Source organism: Methylosinus sp. is20ea, assembly GCF_059718135.1.
In genome coordinates, this window is sequence record NZ_AP046088.1 from 3,224,940 (window position 1) to 3,246,057 (window position 21,118).

The 21,118-nt window shown below is 66.3% G+C and carries 15 protein-coding genes; 6 read left to right on the forward strand and 9 right to left on the reverse strand.

Features of this window, described 5'->3' with window-relative positions:
* Positions 1–3: 3 nt before the first annotated feature.
* The 5 genes from AC6IY7_RS15190 to AC6IY7_RS15210 all read right to left on the reverse strand — a co-directional run bounded on the left by AC6IY7_RS15190 (position 4) and on the right by AC6IY7_RS15210 (position 6,506).
* Positions 4–1,320, reverse strand: coding sequence for an efflux RND transporter periplasmic adaptor subunit (locus tag AC6IY7_RS15190; RefSeq protein ID WP_497780250.1), 1,317 nt, complete (start codon positions 1,318–1,320; stop codon positions 4–6).
* A complete protein-coding gene (locus AC6IY7_RS15195; protein ID WP_497780251.1) occupies positions 1,317–2,873 on the reverse strand; it encodes an efflux transporter outer membrane subunit in 1,557 nt (518 codons plus the stop codon). The genes AC6IY7_RS15190 and AC6IY7_RS15195 overlap by 4 nt, the downstream gene beginning before the upstream one ends.
* Before the next feature lie 213 nt (positions 2,874–3,086).
* A complete protein-coding gene (locus AC6IY7_RS15200) occupies positions 3,087–3,548 on the reverse strand; it encodes a DUF2147 domain-containing protein (protein WP_497780252.1) in 462 nt (153 codons plus the stop codon).
* 3 nt (positions 3,549–3,551) lie between these two features.
* Positions 3,552–6,218: an MMPL family transporter gene (locus AC6IY7_RS15205; RefSeq protein WP_497780253.1), complete on the reverse strand. Its 2,667-nt coding sequence runs from the start codon at positions 6,216–6,218 to the stop codon at positions 3,552–3,554.
* A gap of 81 nt (positions 6,219–6,299) precedes the next feature.
* On the reverse strand, positions 6,300–6,506 hold the full coding sequence (locus tag AC6IY7_RS15210) for a DUF1674 domain-containing protein (protein ID WP_497780254.1): 207 nt from the start codon (positions 6,504–6,506) through the stop codon (positions 6,300–6,302).
* A gap of 103 nt (positions 6,507–6,609) precedes the next feature.
* On the opposite strand from AC6IY7_RS15210, the gene AC6IY7_RS15215 reads away from it, so the two are divergent.
* From AC6IY7_RS15215 to AC6IY7_RS15230, 4 genes are all read left to right on the forward strand, one after another.
* Positions 6,610–8,010, forward strand: a complete 1,401-nt coding sequence (locus tag AC6IY7_RS15215; RefSeq protein WP_497780255.1) for an RsmB/NOP family class I SAM-dependent RNA methyltransferase — start codon at positions 6,610–6,612, stop codon at positions 8,008–8,010.
* A 134-nt stretch (positions 8,011–8,144) separates the two neighbouring features.
* Entirely contained in the window at positions 8,145–9,815 is a 1,671-nt protein-coding gene (locus AC6IY7_RS15220; protein WP_497780256.1) for a heparinase II/III family protein, read from the forward strand.
* A gap of 30 nt (positions 9,816–9,845) precedes the next feature.
* Positions 9,846–10,409, forward strand: a complete 564-nt coding sequence (locus AC6IY7_RS15225) for a hypothetical protein (protein ID WP_497780257.1) — start codon at positions 9,846–9,848, stop codon at positions 10,407–10,409.
* Between the two features lie 252 nt (positions 10,410–10,661).
* On the forward strand, positions 10,662–10,916 hold the full coding sequence (locus AC6IY7_RS15230) for a hypothetical protein (RefSeq protein ID WP_497780258.1): 255 nt from the start codon (positions 10,662–10,664) through the stop codon (positions 10,914–10,916).
* A 467-nt stretch (positions 10,917–11,383) separates the two neighbouring features.
* Here the strand turns inward: AC6IY7_RS15230 and AC6IY7_RS15235 are convergent, their stop codons facing one another.
* On the reverse strand, positions 11,384–11,650 hold the full coding sequence (locus AC6IY7_RS15235) for a GIY-YIG nuclease family protein (RefSeq protein ID WP_497780259.1): 267 nt from the start codon (positions 11,648–11,650) through the stop codon (positions 11,384–11,386).
* A 353-nt stretch (positions 11,651–12,003) separates the two neighbouring features.
* On the opposite strand from AC6IY7_RS15235, the gene purH reads away from it, so the two are divergent.
* Complete coding sequence (gene purH / locus AC6IY7_RS15240) at positions 12,004–13,596, forward strand: bifunctional phosphoribosylaminoimidazolecarboxamide formyltransferase/IMP cyclohydrolase (protein WP_497780260.1); 1,593 nt, start codon at positions 12,004–12,006, stop codon at positions 13,594–13,596.
* Positions 13,597–13,659: 63 nt separating this feature from the next.
* On the opposite strand, the gene AC6IY7_RS15245 is transcribed toward purH, so the two are convergent.
* The 3 genes from AC6IY7_RS15245 to ptsP form a co-directional block, all read right to left on the reverse strand.
* A complete protein-coding gene (locus AC6IY7_RS15245) occupies positions 13,660–13,932 on the reverse strand; it encodes a hypothetical protein (RefSeq protein WP_497780261.1) in 273 nt (90 codons plus the stop codon).
* A gap of 98 nt (positions 13,933–14,030) precedes the next feature.
* On the reverse strand, positions 14,031–15,101 hold the full coding sequence (prfA, locus tag AC6IY7_RS15250) for a peptide chain release factor 1 (protein WP_497780262.1): 1,071 nt from the start codon (positions 15,099–15,101) through the stop codon (positions 14,031–14,033).
* A 419-nt stretch (positions 15,102–15,520) separates the two neighbouring features.
* Entirely contained in the window at positions 15,521–17,788 is a 2,268-nt protein-coding gene (ptsP, locus tag AC6IY7_RS15255) for a phosphoenolpyruvate--protein phosphotransferase (protein WP_497780263.1), read from the reverse strand.
* A gap of 299 nt (positions 17,789–18,087) precedes the next feature.
* Between ptsP and AC6IY7_RS15260 the strand changes: the two genes are divergently transcribed.
* Positions 18,088–20,958 (forward strand): EAL domain-containing protein, encoded by a 2,871-nt coding sequence (locus AC6IY7_RS15260; RefSeq protein WP_497780264.1) that lies wholly within the window; start codon positions 18,088–18,090, stop codon positions 20,956–20,958.
* The last annotated feature ends 160 nt before the right edge of the window (positions 20,959–21,118 follow it).

Here is a 21,118-nt window from a genome sequence, read left to right on the forward strand (position 1 = left end):
GCGTCACCTCTTTTGCGGCGGGCCGCTGCCGTCGCCGCGCTTCTCGCCGTCGGCCTCGCGTTTGCGCTCCCTGCGCGGACGCGCCGGGGCGTCTGGCGCGCCTGCGCCGCGATCGGCCGTGGGCTCGATCACCCGCACCTGCGAGCCGTCGACGAGCCGCGAGAAGCCGGTCGTCGCGACCTTCTCGCCGACGTCGAGGCCGGAGGCGACCACCGCTTGAACCTCGTCCTGACGTCCGACCGTGACCGCCTTCATGGAGACGGTCTCGTCCTCGTTCAGCACATAGACGAAGGCGCCGTTGGGGCCGCGCTGAATGGCCGAGCTCGGCACGACCCGCGCGTTCTGTAGCACGTCGACCGTCAACCGGACGTTGACGAATTGGCCGGGCCACAAGGTCAGCGCCTTGTTTTCGAAGGTCGCCTTGATCTTCACCGTGCCGGTCGTCTGATCGATCTGATTGTCGATCACCGTCACGACGCCGCTGTCGAGCACGCTGGAATTGTCCGAGCCGAGCGCGGCCGCCGGCGCGGGGCCGCGCGCCTGCGCCTTCTGCACCGCCGGCAGAAACTGCTGCGGCGCGGTGAAGACGACAAAGATCGGCTGGAGCTGGGTGATGACGACGATGCCGGTCGAATCCGAGCTGTGCAGAATATTGCCGACGTCGACGAGCCTGATGCCGGTGCGGCCGTCGATCGGCGTGCGTATGGTGGCGTAATCCAGCGTCGCCTTGGCGTTGTCGATCGCGCCTTGATCGGCGCGGATCTGCGCCTCGAGCTGGGTGACGAGCGACTCCTGCGTCGCATATTGCTGCTGCGAGCCGAAATTGCTGACGGCGAGCTTCTTATAGCGCGTCACATCGACGCGGGCGTTGGCGAGATTGGCCTCGTCCTGCGCCTTTTTGGCGACCGCCTGATCATAGGCGGCCTGATAGAGCGTCGGATCGATGAGCGCGACAATGTCGCCCTTCTTGACGTTCTGCCCCTCGTCGAAGCCGAGCTTCATCAGCCGCCCGTCGACCTGCGTGCGCACTGTGACCGTATTGAGCGCCTGCGCCGTGCCGACCGCGTCGATCGTCACCGGCACATCGGCGATGCGCACCGGCGTCGCCGTTATGGAGATCGGACCGTCGAAGCCGCGGCGGCGCCCCTCGCGCCTGCTCGCGGACGAGGAGGCGGCAGAGTCCGTCGCCCCATCCTCGCGGAAAAGAAAGGGGCGGGCGACATAATAGCCGGCCGCCAGCGCGGCCAGCGCCGCCAGAGCGACGAGCGGCGGGGGCCGCTTCGCGCGCCATCCGGCGGGCAGAGAGAGGGGCAGTTTCACGGCCAGGGGCCTTTGTCTGATTCATAGGCGCCGTCTTCGGTGGCGATCTCGAGCGCGCGCGTCGTCCCGGACCAGCCGCCGCCGAGCGCCGAATAGAGGCTCGTCGCCGCCTGGAAATAGGTGAGCCGCACCACGGCCAGCGCGTCCTCGGTCTGGAACAAGGTCGTCTCCGTCGTCGACAGTGTGATGATGTCGATCGTGCCCTCGCGGAGCCGCGCCTCGGCGACCTCATAGGCCCGCCGCGCCGCCGCCGCCGCCTCGCCTTGGAGCTTCAACTGCCGAGACGTCTCTTGTATGGCGATGAGTGCATTTTCGACGTCGGAGAAGGCCGTCAAAATCTGCTTTTTGTAAGCCTGGGCCAGCTCGGCGAATTTGCCCTGCTGCAACAGATACTGGCCTTGGAGATTATAGCCGTCGAAGACCGGCTGCGTCAGATTGCCGGCGATCTGCCAGGCGATCGCCTCCGGGCGGAACAGCGAGCGCAGCGCGACGCTCTGCACGCCGTAATAGCCGGTGACCTTGATCGACGGGAAGAAGGCGGCGCGCGCCTGCAGCACCGAGAATTCGGCCGATTCCAGCTTGGCCTCGGCCTCCGCTATGTCCGGACGGCGCAGCAGCAGCTCGGAGGGCAGTCCGGGCGAGACTTTCGGGTAGCTGAGCCGGGTCAGTGAGCCGCCCTTGATGACGGCGCTCTCCGGCGGGACCCCGAGCAGGACTGCGAGCGTGTTCTTCGTCTGGCGCAGCGACTGCTCCAGCGGCGGCACGGAGGCGCGCTGCTGGGCGACGACCGAATCCTGCTGCGAAAAGTCGAGCGCCGTGGCGGTGCCGACGTCGAGCCGGGCCTTGATGGCCTTCAGCACGGTTTCGGCGATCTTGATGTTGTTGCGGGCGATGCGCAGCCGGTCTTCCGCCGTCAGCACCTGAAAATAGGCGTTCACCACCGAGGCGATGGTGGAAATCTCGACGACGTCGCGATCGAAGCGGCTCGCATTGGCGAGCAGCCGCGCGGCGTTGGAGGCGTCCTGATTCTTGCCCCAGAAGTCGATCTCATAGCTGGCGTCGAGCTGCAGCTGCAAGAAATTGGCGCGGCGCGTGCGCAGCACGCTCGAGCCCGCCGCCCCCGTCGTCGTCGTCGCGCTGGTCGAAGCGCTGGTGCTCGTCGCGCTGGTGATGGTGGCCGGAGTCTGCGTGCGCCTCGCTATGTCGTTCATCGTCAGCGAGGGCCACAGCGGGGCGCTGTTGATTCGCGCGGTGGCGTCGGCCTGCTGGATGCGCGCCACGGCGGCGGCGATGTCGAGATTTTGCTCGAGCGCCTTTTCGACGAGGCGGGTCAGCTCGGGGGAGCGGAAGCCCTGCGACCATTCTCTGGCCGCGCGAATCGGCGGCGCCGAGCGCGCCGGCCGGATGGCTTTGAAGGCGGGCGGGGTTTCGACCGTGGCGTCCGGCTTCTCCCAATCCAGCACGCATCCAGAAAGCGCTGTCGCGGCGGCGAGCGCGGCAACGCGACCGAGGAGCAGGGGCGGCCGTGGTCGTCGTCTCAGAGGCAAGGACAATTCCGTTCTATCCGCATCCGCGCGCCCGGGGCGGGCGCGCGGCCCTTTCTCAGGGCCTAGACCATTGAACGCCGCCATCAAAGCAGGCGTATGAATTTTCCACTTGCGATGCATCCGACCCGGCGCCGGGCGGCGCATGGGAGAGCCGTCGAAACCTCCGATCCGTCGTCGCGGCTCCGCGCGACCCTGGTGGGGAGGGTCTCTATGGTCAAGTTACGGATTGTTAATTCGTCGCCGCGGCGTCGGCGTCTTCTGCGAAGGCGCCGGTTCCGTCGGCACTTTGGTCCAGCTTTCGCTCTGACACAAGAAGGCGATCAGGCAGCCGGTGAGCGTGAGCTGGGTCGGGCTGTCCAATGTGATGATGCCGATATAGATTTTGCCATTCTCGGGATTGTAGAGATCGCCCTTCCAGCGATTGGGCTCGATCCGCGGCGCATGACGCAGGATCAGCATCGGCGGCTGGCCGGGCGGGGGCGGCGGAAACACGCCGCGGGCGCAGAGCGCGCCGTCGCAGTCGAAGAATTCGAGCTTCTGCTGATGTCCGCCGCGAATCCAGACGCCATAGATCGGCTCCGCCGCCACGGTGGCCGCGGCGGGCTCGGGCGCAGCCGGCGCGGCCGCTGCGCTGGAGGCGACCGACAGACCGAGAAGCAGGGAAAAAGCCGCCTTGATCATGGGTCAGGACCCTATCACGCCGCGCGACGGCTGCACAGGCGAAGGCTGGACGGGTTCGCTCGCGCCCTGCGCCGGCGCCGCCTCCTCTTGCTCTTGCCGCGGCGGCCCGAGGAAGGCCGGCACGATGATGAAGGCCGCCAGCAGCGTGAAGAACAAAGAGATCGCGAGCAGCTCGCCCATGCTGGCGGTGCCCGGATGGCTCGACAGGAACAGGCTGCCGAAGGCGGTGCCTGTGGTCAGCGCGCTGAAGAAGATCGCGCGCGTCAGGCTCGAGGCGAGCATGTCGGAGACCCCCTTACGCCAGGCGATGACGTAATAGATGTGGAAGGCGACGCCGACGCCGAACATCAGCGGCAGCGCGATGATATTGGCGAAATTGAGCGACATGCCGAGGAGATCGGCCGCCTCGAGGCTCATGATTCCGGCGAGCACGAGCGGTCCCAGCGTGAGCGCGACATCGCTCGCCCGCCGCAGCGCGACGACGAGGATGAGGAAGATGGCGACGAAGGCGAGCACGCCCGCCTGAAGAAAGGCGTCGACCACCGTCTTACCGGCCTCGGCGACGATCACCGGCGGCCCGCCGGCGTCGGGCGCGAGCGTCTGCACCGCCTCGGCGAAGCGGGTCATCACCTCGCGGTCATTGCTGTCGCCCTTGGGCGTCACCTCGACGCGCACCTCGCCGTCGGCCGAAATCCATTCGGAGCGCAGATCGGCGGGCAGCGTCTCCGGCATGATCTTGCGGGCGGCGAGCGCCTTGCGCAATTCGCCGAAGAGGCGCTCGAGATCGGAGAGGGCGGCGATCTGCGCGTCTTTGCGAATTTCGGGGCTCGCCTTCACCAGCGCGTCCAGCGAATCGGCGAAGCGGACGAGGCCCGGCGGAGCCTTGGGCGCGGCTCCGGCCTTGCGGATCGTCTTGGCGGCGCGCGTCAGCGCCTTTTTCGTCTCCTCGTCGGTCGGCGCGGGCTTCACCGTCGGATCGAGCACTTTGCGCAGCTGATTGGCGGCGTTCTCCAGAATCGGCAGCTTCTCGTCCTGATCGGACGGGATCAGCTCGTCTATGGTGGTGACGTGATCGACCTCGGGCAGCGCCGCGATCTTCGCGGCCAGCTCGCGGGCGGCCGGAACCGAGGCGGCGAGGACCTCGATCTTATTGGGGGCCGTCTGCGGATTTTTCGCCAGATCGAGGAAGGTCGCTACCGATTCGACGCTCTGGTCGCGCAGATTCATCGGATTGGAGTCGAATTTCAGATGCAGCAGGAAAGGTGCGCCGGCCAGCACGACGATCGCCGTCGCCAGCAGCACGAGCTTGCGATGACCGGCGATCCAATGGTCGACGCTGGCCAGCGAGGCCGTCTGCACCGGCGTCGCCTCGGCCTTGGGTCCCAGAATGCGGATCAGCGCCGGCAGGAAGGTGAGCGTCGCGAGATAGGCGATGATCATGCCGACGCCGGCGATGAGGCCGAGCTCGGCCACGCCGCGAAACTCCGTCGGCAGGAAGCAGAAGAAGCCGGCGAGCAGCGAGACGGCGGCCAGCGTCAGCGACCAGCCGATGCCGCGCGTCGCCGCCAGCAGAGACTTGGGCAGATCGTCGATATTGTGGCGCTCCTCGCGGTAGCGCGTGGCGAATTGAATGCCGAAATCGACGCCGAGGCCGATGAACAGCACGGCGAAGGCGACCGAGATGAGATTGAAGCGGCCGATGAGCACGATGCCGAGGCCGGACGTCATGGCGAGGCCGGCGATGATGGTGACGAGCACGGCGAAGATGAGCCGCCCGGAGCGCAGCGCCGCCCATAGGATGAGCGTGACCACCGCGAGCGTCGCCGACACGTTCACGCCGGTGTTCTCGGCGACTGTGGCGAATTCCTCGTCGGCGAGCGGCACCTGGCCGGTGAGGCGCACGGTCACGCCCTCGGCCGGGACGAGGCCGAGCGATTTGGCGGTGTCGCGGATGATCTGCACGGCCTCATGGCCGGGCTCGAGCGCGGAATAGTCGATGATCGGCTTGACGAGCACGATGCGGCGCGGCTCGGCGCTGGGGCCGACCGAAGGCGTCTCCGGCTCGCGGCCGCCGGCCAGCAGCTTCTCCCAGGAGACTTTGGCCGGCTTGCCGGCGAGCACGGCGTCGAAAGCGTCGGTGAAATTGTCGAGACCCTTGGCGAAGGCGGCGAGGCCGCGCTCGCTGGTTCCCACCTGCTTCATGCCGAACAGCAGAGCCTCCGACAGGCCGCGCAGGCTCGGGTCCTCGGCCAGCGGCTGCAGGAATTCGCGCTGCGCGACCAGCGAGTTCATGTCGCGGCGGATTTCCTCGACGCCGAGGAACAGAATGCCATTGTCGCGGAAATATTGATTGTCGTCGGGGCGCCAGACGCGCGAGATGAGCGGCTTGCCGGTCAGCGCGTCGCGCAGCGCATTGGCGCTTTTTTCCGCCTGCTCGCTGGTCTTGGCGTCGATGACCGCCACGATGATGTCGTCGATTTGCGGAAAAGCTCTGTAGAGCCGCGTCTCATTGGCGCGCCAGGGAACATCGGGCGAGAAGAGATGTGCCGTATCCGTATCGATAGCGAAACGCGTGGCGGTCAGATAGGCGCCGGCGACAGTGAGCGCGAACGTGACTATGACGACCGTCCAGGGCCTGCGCAGACACCAGGCCACGAGCTTTTCCAACATCAAGGGTCCTCGAATGGTTCGACGCGCCGCGGGCGGCGCCGGCGGCGCGCGCCCGTCTCGAGCTCGGACTCTGGCGCGTCGTCAGAAGTCGCTGGTTATTCCTTTGCTCTCCCAGTCGCCGTAGCGAGCGGGATCGAGGCCGCCGCGGCCGCCGAGCTCGCGCGCCGGGGAGACCGTCTCGCGGGCGGCGCGGCGGCGTTCCTCGGCCTCCGCGAGCGCGCGCAAGGCTTCGGGCGGCGGGGCGCGCGCTGGCGCGGCGTCGTCCGGGGGATTCTCGACTTCGGTCATCCGTCCTCCCTCACGCTCACCGCGTCCCCCTCGTTTTCCCACTCGCCTCAGGCCAGCCCCGTATGTGATATAAACGACGATTCGATCCGCGTCGAAGGTGTGTATGAGCGACCATAAACCATTCTCGGCCAAGGCCAAGGCGCGGGCCGGCTTCCTTCCCGCCGATGCGGCCAGGGAGGCCGAGGCCGCCCAGGTCCCCGGCCTCTCCGCGCGCATGGCCGCGGCCAATGTGATCGCGGATGTCGCGCAGGGCGGCCATCGCCTCGACGAACGTTTTTCCCCGCAGGCGGTTCCGTTCCGGCTCGCCGGAATGGAGGCGCGCGACGCCGCGCTCGCCCGTTCGATCGCCTATGTGGGCGTGCGGCGTCTCGGCGCGATCCGCCATACGCTCTCGATCCTGCTGGAAAAGGGGCTGCCCAAGCAGGCCGCGCGGCTCGAATGGCCGCTCGTCGCCGCCGCCGCGCAAATTCTCTATCTCGATGTTCCCGACCATGCGGCCGTCGATCTCGCCGTGCGCTCGGTCAGGCTCGAGCCGAAGACGGCGCCCTTCGCGGGGCTCGTCAATGGCGTCTTGCGCAATCTGATCCGCCGTCGCGACGAATTCGCGAGCGGCGATCCGCTGGCCCTCGACACGCCCGCCTGGCTGGCGCAGCGCTGGATCAAGACCTATGGCGAGGCGCAGGCGCACGCCATAGCGGCGATCCATATGCAGGAGCCGCCGCTCGATCTCACGGTGAAATCGGACGCCGAGGGCTGGGCGAGCCGCCTCGACGGAATCGTGCTGCCGACCGGCTCGGTGCGGCTGCGCGCGCGCACGCCGATCGTCGAGCTGGAAGGTTTTGCGGATGGCGAATGGTGGGTGCAGGACGCCGCCGCCGCTCTGCCGGCGCGTCTGCTGGCCGTCGAGCCCGACGAGCGCGTCCTCGACATGTGCGCCGCCCCCGGCGGCAAGACCGCGCAGCTCGCCTTCGCGCGGGCGCAGGTGACGGCGCTCGACCGCTCGGCCGAGCGGCTGAAGCTGCTCGCCGCCAATCTCCAGCGCGCCCGCCTGCACGCCGATATCGCAGTGGGCGACGCGGCCTCTTATTCCTCCCCGCGTCCCTTCGACGCCATTCTGGTCGATGCGCCCTGCGCCGCGACGGGAACGATCCGCCGTCATCCCGACGTGCCCTGGATCAAAAAGCCGGGCGATCTCGATTCCCTCGTCGCCCTGCAGGCGCGCATTCTGGAGCGCGCCTCCACATTGCTGCGGCCGGGCGGGCGGCTCGTCTATTGCACCTGCTCGCTGGAGCCGGAGGAGGGCGAGGCGCAGATCGCGAGCTTTCTGCGCCGGCATCCGGAGATGCGGCGCGCGCCGATCGATCCGGCGACCGACGCCGTTCCGGCCGAATTCGTGACGCCCGAGGGCGATCTGCGCACGCTGCCGTCCCATTGGCCGAACGAGGACAATCGCCTCGCCGGTCTCGACGGTTTCTTCGCCGCGCGACTCGTGCTGCGGAGCTGAGCGCGAAGCCTGCGCGCATCCTTGGCTTTTCTCCTCCTGCGATCTGTGTCATCCCAATCGAGATTCGCTTTGCTCCGCTCCGTTCTGCGGAGCGCGAGGAGGACGCTCTGAGCGAAACGGCCCAAAGCTCGGGAATGCGATTGGCGCGCGCGGCGGCGCGCGGCGTCGCCTCTTTCGCGCGCGCGGTGCAGGGGCCCTATTATGTCGTTCAGGCGATGGGCCTGCGCGCGCCCGAGCGGCTCTATGTCGCGCCGCAGGACATTCGCACCGCCGATCCGACTGTCGCCGACGAAATCTACGCGGGCTATTTCTCCTTCGACGGAAAAGTGGTCGAGACCAACGGGCGCTCGCCCTTCTCGATCGCGCCGCCCTCGCCGGGATGGCGACGCTCGCTCGCCGGCTTTTCCTGGCTGCGCCATTTGCGCGCGGCCGACCGGGCTCTGGCGCGCGCCAACGCCCGCGCGCTCGTCGACGATTTTCTGCGCACGCGCACCGATTTCATCGACGATCCCGCTTATGAGCCGCGCGTCGTCGCACGCCGCACTCTGTCCTGGCTGGCGCAATCGCCGATCCTGCTCGAGGGCGCCGATCAGGATTTCTACGATCGCTTCATGCGGGCGCTGGCCCGCAACATACGTTTCCTGCTGCGCGCCATGGCCTCGGAGCGGCGCGCCTCCGACCGGCTGCTCTGCGCCGTCGCGCTCGCCGCCTATGGGGTCTGCGCCGACGCCGGCCGCAAATACGAGCAGCGCGCGACCGGCCTGCTCGACGCCGAGCTGTTCCGCCAGATTTTGCCGGACGGCGGCCATATCGGCCGCAATCCGGAGACGCCGGTCGAATTGCTGCTCGATTTATTGCCGCTGCGCCAGGCCTACGCCACGCGCGGGCGTCGGCCGCCGGAGCGTCTGCTCGCCTCGATCGGCGCGATGATCTCCTTTTTGCGCGTGCTGAAACATGGCGACGGCGCGCTGGCGCTGTTCAACGGCATGGGCTGCGCGCCGCCGGATCGGCTGGCGACGATCCTCGCCCATGCCGACGCCGGCGGCGCGCCCATTCTCGACGCGCCGCATTCGGGCTATCGCCGGCTGCAGGCGGGCGCGGCGGTGGTGATCGTCGACGCCGGCGCGCCGCCACCGCCGGTCTTCTCCTCCGCGGCCCATGCCGGGTGCCTGTCCTTCGAATATTCGATCGGGCCTGAGCGCATCATCGTCAATTGCGGCGCGCCGCCGGCCGGCGCCGAGGCGCTGCGTCGCCTCGCGCGCTCGACGGCGGCGCATTCCACCCTGATCGTCGAGGATCGTTCCATTTGCCGCATAGAGGCGCGGCCGGGGCGCGGCCGACAAGAGGAGCGCATCGTCGCCGGCCCCGTGCTGGTGAAGGCGGCGCGGCGCGCGACCGATTCGAGCCATGATCTCGAGCTTTCCCATGACGGCTATGCTCGCGAATTCGGCCTCGTTCACGAGCGCAGGCTGGCGCTGGCGCATGACGGCTCGCAGCTCCTCGGCGACGACAGGCTCGTCGCGCTGCGGCCGGGCGTGCGCGCCGAGAATTTCGTGCTGCGCTTCCATCTGCATCCCAATGTGCGGGTGATGGGGGCGAATGAGCGCAAAGTGCTGCTTTCGAGCGGCGGCGTCGATCTCGTCTTCGAGGCCAACGCCGCCGTGGCGGTGGAGGAGAGCGTCTTCTTCGCCGGCGCGGCGGCAGCGCGGAAAAGCGCGCAGATCGTGGTGGATGGGCGCGGCGTGAAGGACGCGCATTTGAGGTGGTCGTTTTCGCGGATGGAGGAGGAGGGGGAGCGGAGATGACGCGCTACAGACAATTAGGAGGCTTCACATATGAGCGAAGAGCGGTACGATGAAGGGTTGCATTGCAAGGAAGTTTACGCTCACTTTGGACTTGCGTATTATATGGCAAGTGTTTTCGAGGCCGGGCTGGCTAACGCGATTTTGCAACTTGATTATCTGGCCAGAGTGGCGAAGGATATTCGAGAAAACGGGCAAGACAACTTTGATAGGCCGTCTTACGAGACTCAATTCGATATTTTCTTGGCAAACCAGCATGCGCAAAGCCTCGGCAACCTTATTAAGCGAGTTCAGACGCTTGCGGAGATGGAACCTGATCTAAAGACACAAATCCTAAAAGCCAAAGAATGTCGCGATTTTCTAGCACATCATTTTTTTCGAGCGCGGGCCGTTGAGTTCAACAAGAGAAAAGGGCGCGACGCGATGATTGCCGAGCTTATAGCCGCCCGCGCGATCTTCGAGCGAGTTGACAATTCTCTGACCGACTTTATGGAACCACATCAAAGAAGGCTCGGCATCAGCAAGGAGCAGTTGGCAAAATGCACGGCCCGAATCCTGAAAGAGCAAGGGCTTGAAGTTGATGCCTTCCAGCATTGAGCACATGAATCCTCAAGATGTTCGGCGTTATTTATCACACGCCGGATTGATTCTCTTGTCGTTCGAGTTGGTCAAAAAGCTCGTGATCTTGCGAGTCAAGAATTTCTACGCCAATACCGTTTTCGGTCCTTGTATGCCCTTCAAAACCTATGAGAATGACGTGCTGGCGCGGCATAGGGATGTGTTTGAAGCGAGTTTGCTGTATCTTCGAGATCACTTCGAGATCACTTCGAGGCGATCAGTGCCGACGAAATGGATGCGATTCAAGAGCTGCGAAAATATCGGAACCGCATCGCCCATGAGCTTCCGCAATTGGTCCTCGACATGGACGCCGCGCAGAACGAGCTTATGCTCATCACCGCACGTGCTTGCCTTTTTCGGCTGAGTAATTTCTGGGCCTACATCGATCTTGGGGCGGACCCAGACTATCGAGATACCGATTGGGAAACTGTAGCGGGGGCTGATCTAATGTTGCTCGATCAGATCATCGAACAGCTAATGGCATAGCTTTCCGTTCCGCCCTATCACGTTGATTCGTGAAGTTCGTGAGCCTTTTGCAGTGGAACCCCACCCCGGATGGCTTCGCCATCCGCGCCTCCCCCTGAAGGCCAAGGGAGTCACGCATTTCCAGGAGGGGGCGTCCTGGCCGGGCTCGTCCCGGCCATCCACGTCGCGCCGCTTCCGCCCTATCGGGCAAGCTCCTCATAGAGGTCACGCAAATCCGAATTCAGGTTCGAGAATCCGCTTGGCGAGAGGTCGCTCGTCATGCCCGTGTAGAGCGTTCCAACCTCCACGCATACCGCAGTTGCAAGGCGTGGATGGCCGGGACAAGCCCGGCCAGGACGGTGGCCCTTGGAAAGGGGGAGGGTGTCCCGAGGGGTGCAGCCGTCATTCCTGGAGCGTGGCGTCTCGAAGGACCAGGAGGGCGTCCTGGCCGGGCTCGTCCCGGCCATCCACGCCGCGCCGCTTCCGCCTTATCGGGCAAGCTCCTCATAGAGATCGCGCCAATCTGGATTCATGTCGAGGATCAGCCTGGCCTTCCACGCGCGACGCCAGTGCTTCATATTCCGCTCGCGCTGAATCGCGTTGCGGATATCCTCATAGCGTTCGTACCATACGAGCCGCGTCAAACCATAGCGTTTCGTAAATCCGTCATAGAGCCCTTCGCGATGCTCGAAGGCTCGGCGCGAGAGGTCGTTCGTCACGCCCGTGTAGAGCGTTCCGTTCGGTCGGTTGGTCATGATGTAGACCCATCCTCCACCCATGCCTCAGTTTGCAAGGCGTGGATGGCCGGGACAAGCCCGGCCAGGACACGGCCTTTGGGAAAGGAGAGGGTGACGGCGGCGCTTCTGGCGTTCAGCCGATCCACCCGGAAGACCTATCCTTCACGCGTGCCGCAGTCTGCAAGGCGTGGATGGCCGGGACACGCCCGGCCAGGACGCGGCCTTTGGGAAAGGGGAGGGTGAAGGCGGCGCTTCCGGCTCGACCGATCGACCCGGCGGGACGCAGTTGGTTTCTCCCCCCGGCGATGTATGCTAAGCGCCGGGTCGATATCGTTTCCCGCGACGTCTTCGCTCCAGAACGAGGGACCTGAATGCCGGTCGATCTGCGCCGTATCACGAGAGCTCTGCTGTCCGTCTCCGACAAGACCGGACTCGTCGAAATGGCGAAGGCTCTCGCCGCTCACGGCGTCGAGCTGGTCTCCACCGGCGGCACGCGCAAGGCGCTCGCCGAGGCGGGGCTTTCCGTGCGCGATATCGCCGATGTCACCGGCTTTCCGGAGATGATGGACGGGCGCCTCAAGACGCTGCATCCCAAAGTGCATGGCGGCCTGCTGGCGATCCGCGAGAATCCCGAGCATGAGGCGGCCATGCTCGCCCACGACATTCCGCAGATCGATCTGCTCGTCGTCAATCTCTATCCCTTCGAGGCGACGCTGGCCAAAGGCGCGCCCTTCGAGACTTGCGTCGAGAATATCGATATCGGCGGGCCGGCGATGATCCGCGCCGCCGCCAAAAATCACGACGATGTCGCCGTGCTGGTCGAGCCGGCAGATTATGATGGGTTCTTGGCCGAGCTTGCCGCCAATGGCGGCGCGGCGACTCTGGCGACGCGAAGGCGCCTCGCGCAAAAGGCCTATGCGCGCACGGCCGCCTATGACGCGGCGATCTCCAATTGGCTGGCGGGCGCGCTCGATGAGACGACGCCGCCCTGGCGCGCTATGGGCGGGCGTCTTTCCGAGCCGATGCGCTATGGCGAAAATCCGCATCAGAGCGCCGGCTTCTATCTCACCGGCGAGAAGCGCTTCGGCGTCGCCACGGCGAAGCAGGCGCAGGGCAAGCAGCTCTCCTACAATAACGTCAATGACACTGACGCGGCCTATGAGCTGGTTGCGGAATTCGATCCCGCGCGCACGGCGGCGGTGGCGATCATCAAACATTCCAATCCGTGCGGCGTCGCCGAGGGCGCGAGCCTCGCCGAGGCCTATCGCAAAGCGCTGCGCTGCGATTCCGTCTCGGCCTTTGGCGGGATCGTCGCGCTCAATCGCAAGCTCGACGCCGCGGCGGCGCGCGAGATCGTGAAGATTTTCACCGAGGTCATCATCGCGCCGGAGGCGGATGAGGAGGCGATCGACATCATCGCGGCGAAGAAGAATTTGCGTCTGCTGCTCGCCGGCGGCCTGCCCGATCCGCGCGCGGGCGGCCTCACCTTCCGCAGCGTCTCGGGGGGCTTTCTGGCGCAGTCGCGCGACAATAGCGTCGTCGACGATCTCACCCTCACCGTGGTGACGAAGCGCGCGCCGACGGAAAAGGAGCTGGCGGATTTGAAATTCGCCTTTCGCGTCGCCAAGCATGTGAAGTCCAACGCCATCGTCTACGCCCGCGATCTCGCGACTGTGGGCGTCGGCGCCGGGCAGATGTCGCGCGTCGACTCGTCGCGCACGGCGGCCTTCAAGGCCGAGGAGGCGGCGCGCGAGGCCGGCGTGAGGGAGAGCTTCGCGGTCGGCTCGGTGGTCGCCTCGGACGCTTTCTTTCCTTTCCCGGACGGGCTGCTGGCGGCGGCCTCGGCCGGCGCGACGGCGGTCATCCAGCCGGGCGGCTCGGTCAATGACAAGGATGTGATCGCGGCCGCCGACGAGGCCGGCCTCGCCATGGTGCTGACCGGCGTCCGCCACTTCCGGCACTGAGCCGGCGCGCGGAAGGGTCGGCTTCGCGCCGACCCTTCGTCAGCAAGCTCGTCATTCGAGCGCTCACTCGCAGACGCGCATGCGGCGGAAATAGAGGACATTGCCCCAATCATCGGTCACCGGACGGCGGGCGATGTAGCAATTGGTGGGCGCCTCGGAGGCGGCGATGGCGCCGAGCGTCAGAGCGGTGAGCGCGCCCGCGGCGGCGACGCCGCCCCAGTAATGGCCGTGATGGCCGTGATGCCAATAGGGGTCCGCCTGGGCGGTGGAAGCGGTGAAGGTCGAGGCGGCGATGGCGGCGGCCAGCAGGCCGGCGGTGAGGAATTTCTTGGTCATTTTGCGCTCCGTTGCTCGGTGTCGTTCACATGTCTCGTGAACGTCCCGAACTTACGAAGCGCGGCGGCTCGCGGATGTGCGTCTTCGCACCCTGCGGATCACTCCTCGCTCTGCGCGAGGAGCTTCGCCTGATGATCCGTCGTCAGCGCGTCGAATATCTCGTCCATCTCGCCTTCCATCACGCGATCGAGCTTATAGAGCGTCAGATTGATGCGATGGTCGGTGACGCGGCCTTGCGGAAAATTATAGGTGCGGATGCGCTCGGAGCGATCGCCGGAGCCGACCTGCGCCCTGCGATCGGCGGAGCGCGCGCTGTCGAGGCGGTGGCGCTCGGCGTCATAGAGGCGCGAGCGCAGCACCTCCATCGCCTTGGCCTTGTTGCGATGCTGCGAGCGCTCCTCCTGCATCATCACGACGATGCCGGAGGGAATATGCGTGATGCGGATCGCCGATTCGGTCTTGTTGACATGCTGGCCTCCGGCGCCGCCGGAGCGCATCGTCTCTATGTTCAGATCCTTGTCGTCTATGGCGACGTCGACCTCCTCGGCCTGCGGCAGCACGGCGACGGTCGCCGCGGAAGTGTGAATCCGCCCCTGCGTCTCCGTCGCCGGCACGCGCTGCACGCGATGCACGCCCGATTCGAATTTCAATTTCGCATAGACGCCGCGGCCGGCGATCTCGGCGACGATCTCCTTATAGCCGCCGAGCGCGCCTTCGCTGGCCGAGAGAATCTCGACGCTCCAGCCCTTGGAGCCGGCGTAGCGCTGATAGGCGCGGAAGAGATCGCCGGCGAAGAGGGCGGCCTCGTCGCCGCCGGTCCCGGCGCGCACCTCGAGAATGACGCCCTTCTCGTCCGCCGAATCCTTGGGCAGCAGAGCGAGCGTCAGCTCGCGCTCGGCGGCCGTCAGCGCTTCCTGCGCCACATCGAGCTCGCCCTCGACGAAGGCGCGCATATCGGGATCGATCGCCGGATCGGCGAGCATCTCGCTAAGGCCGGAGATCTCGGCCTGCGTCGCGCGATAGATTTTGATCTTGGCGACCACATCGTCGAGCGAGGCGAGCTCGCGCGACAGCGCGACGAAGCTCGCCGCGTCTGGCCCGGAGCTGAGCCGGTCGGCGGTCTCTTCGTGACGGCGCAGAATGAGGTCGAGCTTGTCTTGGGCGAACATGGGGCTTGCCGAGCGAGAGATGAGGGGACGGCGTGGAGCGAAGCGCGGGCGTCGCTAGCGGTCCCGGTCTTTCGCGAACCCCTTCCCGACCCTCTCCCCGCTTCTTGCTATCGAATGCACACATCCTCCTCGCCCCCGCGACGTCATGGCCGGGCTCGTCCCGGCCCATCCACGCCAACACGCGGAGGCGTCTCGAAAGTTTGGCGTGACGCCGAAGCTTCGGCGGCGCCCGACGCGGGATGAAACCCGTCGATGGCGGGCGCTTTCCTTTGGTTTCTCAGCTGCTTGGCGTGGATGGCCGGGACAAGCCCGGCCATGACGGCCGCGGCGTCTCGCGATGTGTGAATCCACCTCCCCCTCGAGGGGGAGGTGGAGACGCCGCTCCCGGCAAATTTTCTCGCGTTCGAATCGACGCATGCTCAGACCGGAATTTCGCGCGCGGCGGCGAATTCGCGCAAATTCTCGCGCAGGCTCGGCGCGCCGTCTTCCTTGGCGAGCAGCGAGGCCAGGAACACCTCGACCTCCTCGAGATTGACGGCGAGGATCATCGCCTTCACCGGCCCGACCGAGGAGGGCGACATGGACAGCGAGCGATAGCCGAGCGCGAGCAGGGCCAGCGCCTCGAGCGGGCGGCCGCCCATCTCGCCGCAGAGCGTCACCGTCTTGCCGGCGCGCTTGCCCGCCGCGGCGATACGCTCGAGCGCCCGCATCACCGGCGTGGAGAGCGTGTCATAGCGCTTGGAGACGCGCGTATTGTCGCGGTCGGCCGCATACATGTATTGCACGAGATCATTGGAGCCGACCGACAGGAAATCGGCGCGCACGGCGATGGCGTCCAGCTCCCACAGCAGCGACGGCACCTCGACCATGGCGCCGAGCTGAACGTCGGTCGGCGGCGTATGGCCGTGGCGCTGGAGATGCGCGAGCTCGCGATGCGCGATCGCTTTCGCGGCCTCGAATTCCGCGACATTGGCGATCATCGGAAACATGATGCGCACGTCGCGTCCGCCGGCCGCCTTCAGCATGGCTCTGATCTGCATCCGCAACAGGCCCGGCCGATCGAGGCCGATGCGGATCGCGCGCCAGCCGAGCGCGGGATTCTCCTCCTCGATCGTCGCCATGTAAGGCAGGATCTTGTCGCTGCCGATGTCGAGCGTGCGGAAGGTGACGGGGCGGTCCTGCACCGCGTCGAACACCGCCTTGTAGAGCAGGAACTGCTCGTTCATGCGCGGAAAGCGCGGCGCCAGCATGAATTGCAGCTCGGTGCGGAACAGGCCGATGGAGCGCGCGCCGGTCTCATGCAGATGCGGCACGTCGACGATGAGGCCGGCGTTCATATGCAGCGCGATGTCGACGCCGTCCTTGGTGACGGCGGGCACGTCGCGCAGCTTGGCGTATTGCTCCATGCGGCGGGCGCGCAGCCGCGCCTTCTCGCCATAGGCGGTCTGCACATCCGGCGGCGGGCGGATATGCACGTCGCCGGTCACGCCGTCGACGATGACGGCGTCGCCGGCTTCGACGAGATCGGTCACATTGGCGGCGAGGCCGACCGTGGCGATGCCGAGCGCGCGCGCGACAATGCCGACATGGCTCGCCGGCCCGCCTTCCTCCAGCACGAGGCCGCGCAGCCGCGAGCGGTCATAGTCCAGCAGCGCCGCCGGCCCCATGTTGCGGGCGATGAGAATGGCGTTCTCGGGGATCGATTCGCGCTCGGCCACATAGCTCTGGCCGGTGAGCTGATGCAGCAGCCGATTGGCGAGATCGTCGAGATCGTGCAGGCGGTCGCGCAGATAGGGGTCGGTCTGGCGTTGCAGCTTGGCGCGGGCGTCGTTCTGCACGCGCTCCACCGCCGCCTCGGCGGTGAGGCCGCTCAGCACGGCCTCGTGCAGGCGGCGCACCCAGCCGCGGTCATTGGCGAAAATGCGCACGGCCTCGAGCACCTCGCGATGCTCGCCGGCGCCCATGCGGTCGCCATGCGCGACCAATTCGTCGATGGAGAGGCGCATCGCCTCTATCGCCGCGTCGAGACGCTGGACCTCGGAGGCGATATCCTCGGCGATGAGCTGCTTCACGACGACGCGCGGCTCGTGCAGCACGGCGTAGCCGAGCCCGACGCCCTCGCACATGGGCGCGCCCTTCACCGCCACCGGCCGGTCGAGCGCGAGGCTCTCGGGCGTCTTGGCGATCGAGCGCAATTCGCCCGAGGCGATCATTTCGGCGACCAGCATCGCCGTCGTCTGCAGCGCCTCTATCTCCTCCTCGGAATAGATGCGCCGCACGCGATTCTGCACGACGAGCACGCCGAGCGTGTTGCCGCCGCGCAATATCGGCACGCCGAGGAAGGAGTGATAGATCTCCTCGCCCGTCTCCGGCTTGTAGGAGAAGGACGGGTGCTCCTGCGCCTCGGAGAGGTTCAGAGGCTCGGCGCTTTTGGCGATGAGGCCGACGAGGCCTTCGCCGGCGTGCATTGTGGTCAGATGCACGGCTTCGCGGTTGAGGCCCTCGGTGGCGTAGAGCTCGAGCCTCTGGTCGGCGCGCAGCACATAGACCGAGCAGACTTCCGCCACCATATTGGACGCGATGAGCACGACGATCTTGTCGAGCCGCGCCTGCGCGCTGACCGGCTCCGCCATGACCTCGCGAAGCCGGCGGAGCAGCAAGCGGGGTCCGCCGAGAGCGCTACGCATCCAGTTTCCTTAGTTTCGACAGGCTGTAGCCGCCAGACGAGGGCTCTGCGCGGACGCATCTCCCAAATCTAGAGAACTTCTAAAATTCTGCCCTGTCCCTCATTGAGCGTATATTGGCGCCGTCCGGCCTCCGCAAGCGCGGCCGCTCGGCCGGGCGCCTCCACGCAAAGACCATACCGGCTTGCAGACCGGCGACTTAGCCGGTACCAGTCAAAATTCAGACAAGAAGAAATCCGAAAGCCGATCGGTTCGCCCGCGACATTCGGACTTTTCGGGCCTGCGCGCCAGAGACGAGATTCGTGCCGCTATCCAGATATCTGATCGCTCTCCTGTTTCTCGTCCTTTGCGGGCCGCGGGCCCTCGCCATCGATTCCGTGCGCGTGCCGCAGGACGCGGCGGCGATCGACCTCACCCATGCGGTGGAGAAATATTCCTCCGAGGGCGACCGCCTGCAAGTGTCGACCGCCCCGGGCTCCGACGGCATCATCCGACGCATAGAAGTGGGCGCCAAGGAGGCGGGGACCCGCCCGAGCTGGATCGTCTTCGCGCTCACCAATGATACGGACGAGCAGCTGGAGCGTCTGATCGTCGCCCCGCATTTCCGCCTTCAGGGGTCGGGAGTGATCTGGCCGGATCTCGGCGCGACGCGCATTTCGGCAATCACCGCGAGCCAGGGATTTCCGCCGGAACATGAGGAAAGCGGGGACGCCGATGTTTTTCGCCTCACCCTCGATCCCGGCACCACGATCACCTATGTCGCCGAGCTGCGCACGCCCAATTTGCCGCAGCTCTATCTGTGGGAGCCGGACTCCTACAAGGACAAGGTCACCAGCCTCACCCTCTACAAGGGCATAGTGATCGGCATCGCCGGCCTTTTGGCGCTGTTCTTGACCATCGTCTTCGTCGTCAAAGGCGCGGTGATCTTCCCGGCGGCGGCGGCGCTCGCCTGGTCGGTGCTGGCCTATGTCTGCATCGATTTCGGCTTTTGGGCCAAGATCTTCGGCGTCGATCCCAACGCCGACCGCATTTGGCGCGCCGGCGCGGAAACGGTGCTGTCGGCGACTTTGGTGGTGTTTCTCTTCGCCTATCTCAACCTCAACCGCTGGCATGTGCGCGCCTGGCACGTGGCGGCGCTCTGGCTGCTGATCCTCGCCGATCTCGTCGGCCTCGCCATTTTCGACGCGCCGGTGGCGGCCGGCGTCGCCCGCATCTCGCTGGCCACCGTCTCGGCGGTCGGCTTCGTGCTCGTCCTCTATCTGGCGACGCATGGCTTCGACCGCGCCATCATGTTGATTCCGACGTGGTTTTTGCTGCTGCTCTGGGTCTGCGCGGCGGGCTTCACCGTGGCCGGCTGGCTGACCAATGATCTGGTTTCCCCGGCGCTGGTCGGCGGCTTGGTGCTGATCGTGATGCTGATCGGCTTCACCGTTATGCAAAATGCCTTCGCCAGCGGCGGCCTCGCCCATGGCGCGATCTCCGACACGGAGCGCAAGGCGCTGGCGCTCACCGGCGCGAACGAGATCGTCTTCGATTGGGATGTGCCGGCCGATTACATCTATGTGAGCCCGGAGGTGGAGGAGCAGCTCGGCCTCGATCGTGGTGGGCTCGAGGGGGCGGCCTCCTCCTGGCTCGCGCTTCTCCACCCTTTCGAGCACGATCGTTATCGCGCCTGCCTCGATGCTCTGCTCGAGCAGCGGCGCGGGCGCATAAATCAGGAGTTCCGGCTGCGCGCCGCAGACGGCCATTATTTCTGCTATCGGCTGCGGGCGCGGCCGGTGATCGGGCAGGACGGCGAGGTGATCCGCGTCGTCGGCACGCTCACCGACGTCACCGACGAGCGCAACGCCCGCGAGCGTCTGCTGCATGACGCCGTCCACGACAATCTGACCGGCCTGCCGAACCGCGAATTGTTTTTCGACCGGCTGGAGGCGGCGCTGGTCTTCGCCGGTCTCGAGGCCGGCGTGCGGCCGACCGTGCTCGCCGTCGATATCGACCGTTTCCGCCAGATCAACGAGCAGGTGGGCGTCGCCACGGGCGATTCGATCCTGCTCACCATCGCCCATCGGCTGACGCGGCTGTTGCAGCCGCAGGACACTCTGGCGCGGCTCGACGGCGACCGTTTCGCCATCATTCTCGTCTCCGAGACCGACGTCGACCATGTGATCGCGCTCGCCGATTCGGTGCGCCGCACGCTGGCGACGCCGGTGCGCTTCACCGATCGCGAGATTTCACTGTCGGTGTCGATCGGTGTCGCCCTCTTCGACAAGGAGCTGCATCCCGACCGCCACGACATGCTGGAGGATGCGGAGATCGCGCTGCGCCACGCCAAAAAGCTCGGCGGCAATCGCATAGAGGTGTTCCGTCCGGCGATGCGCGCGCAGCGCTCCGACCGGCTGACGCTGGAGGCCGATCTGCGGCGCGCGCTGGAGCGCGGCGAGATCAAAGTGTTCTTCCAGCCCGTGGTGCGGCTCGAGGATCGCACCATCGCCGGCTTCGAGGCGCTGCTGCGCTGGGAGCATCCGCGTCTGGGCCAGCTCGATCCGAGCGAATTCGGCCAGGTCGCCGAGCAGACCGGCCTCGTCGTCGATTTCGGCCTGCTGGCGCTGGAGCGCACGGCGCGCGAGCTGGCCGCCTGGCAGCGCGCGCTCGCCGTCGATCCGCCGATTTTCGCCTGCGTCGGCGTCGGCTCGCGGCAATTGCTGCGTCACGATCTGCTGCGCGACGTCAAAAGCGTGCTGATGCGCAACGACATCGTCAAAGGCAGCCTCAAGCTCGAGTTGAGCGAGGGGCTGGTGATGGAAAATCCCGAATACGCCGCGCAAATGCTGGGGCGCGTCAAGGAGCTCGGCGCGGGGCTCGCGATGAGCGATTTCGGCTCCGGCTATTCCTCTCTCGCCTATCTGCAGCGCTTTCCTTTCGACACGATCAAGATCGGCCGCTCCTTCACGCGCCAGACCGGCAAGGGGTCGCGCGCGGTGATTCTACGCTCGCTGATCTCGCTGGCGCATGATCTCGGCATGGATGTCGTCGCCGAGGGCGCGGAGACGGAGTCCGACGCCATCGAGCTCTATCAGCTCGGCTGCGCCTATGCGCAGGGCTACGCCTTCGGCCGGCCGATCAGCCCGGTCGAGGCGCGAAGGCTGGTGGGCGCCGCGCCCGAGGCGGCGTAGGGCAGGGGCGCTGCTCCCTTCTCCCGTTCCGGGAGAAGGTGGCCCGACGAAGTCGGGTCGGATGAGGGTCCCTCGAATATCTGAATCTCGACCGCTTTGCGTCGCTGCGCAAATGATCGTAAACGGCTGAAGCGGCGCGAGCCCTCATCCGACCCCGCTT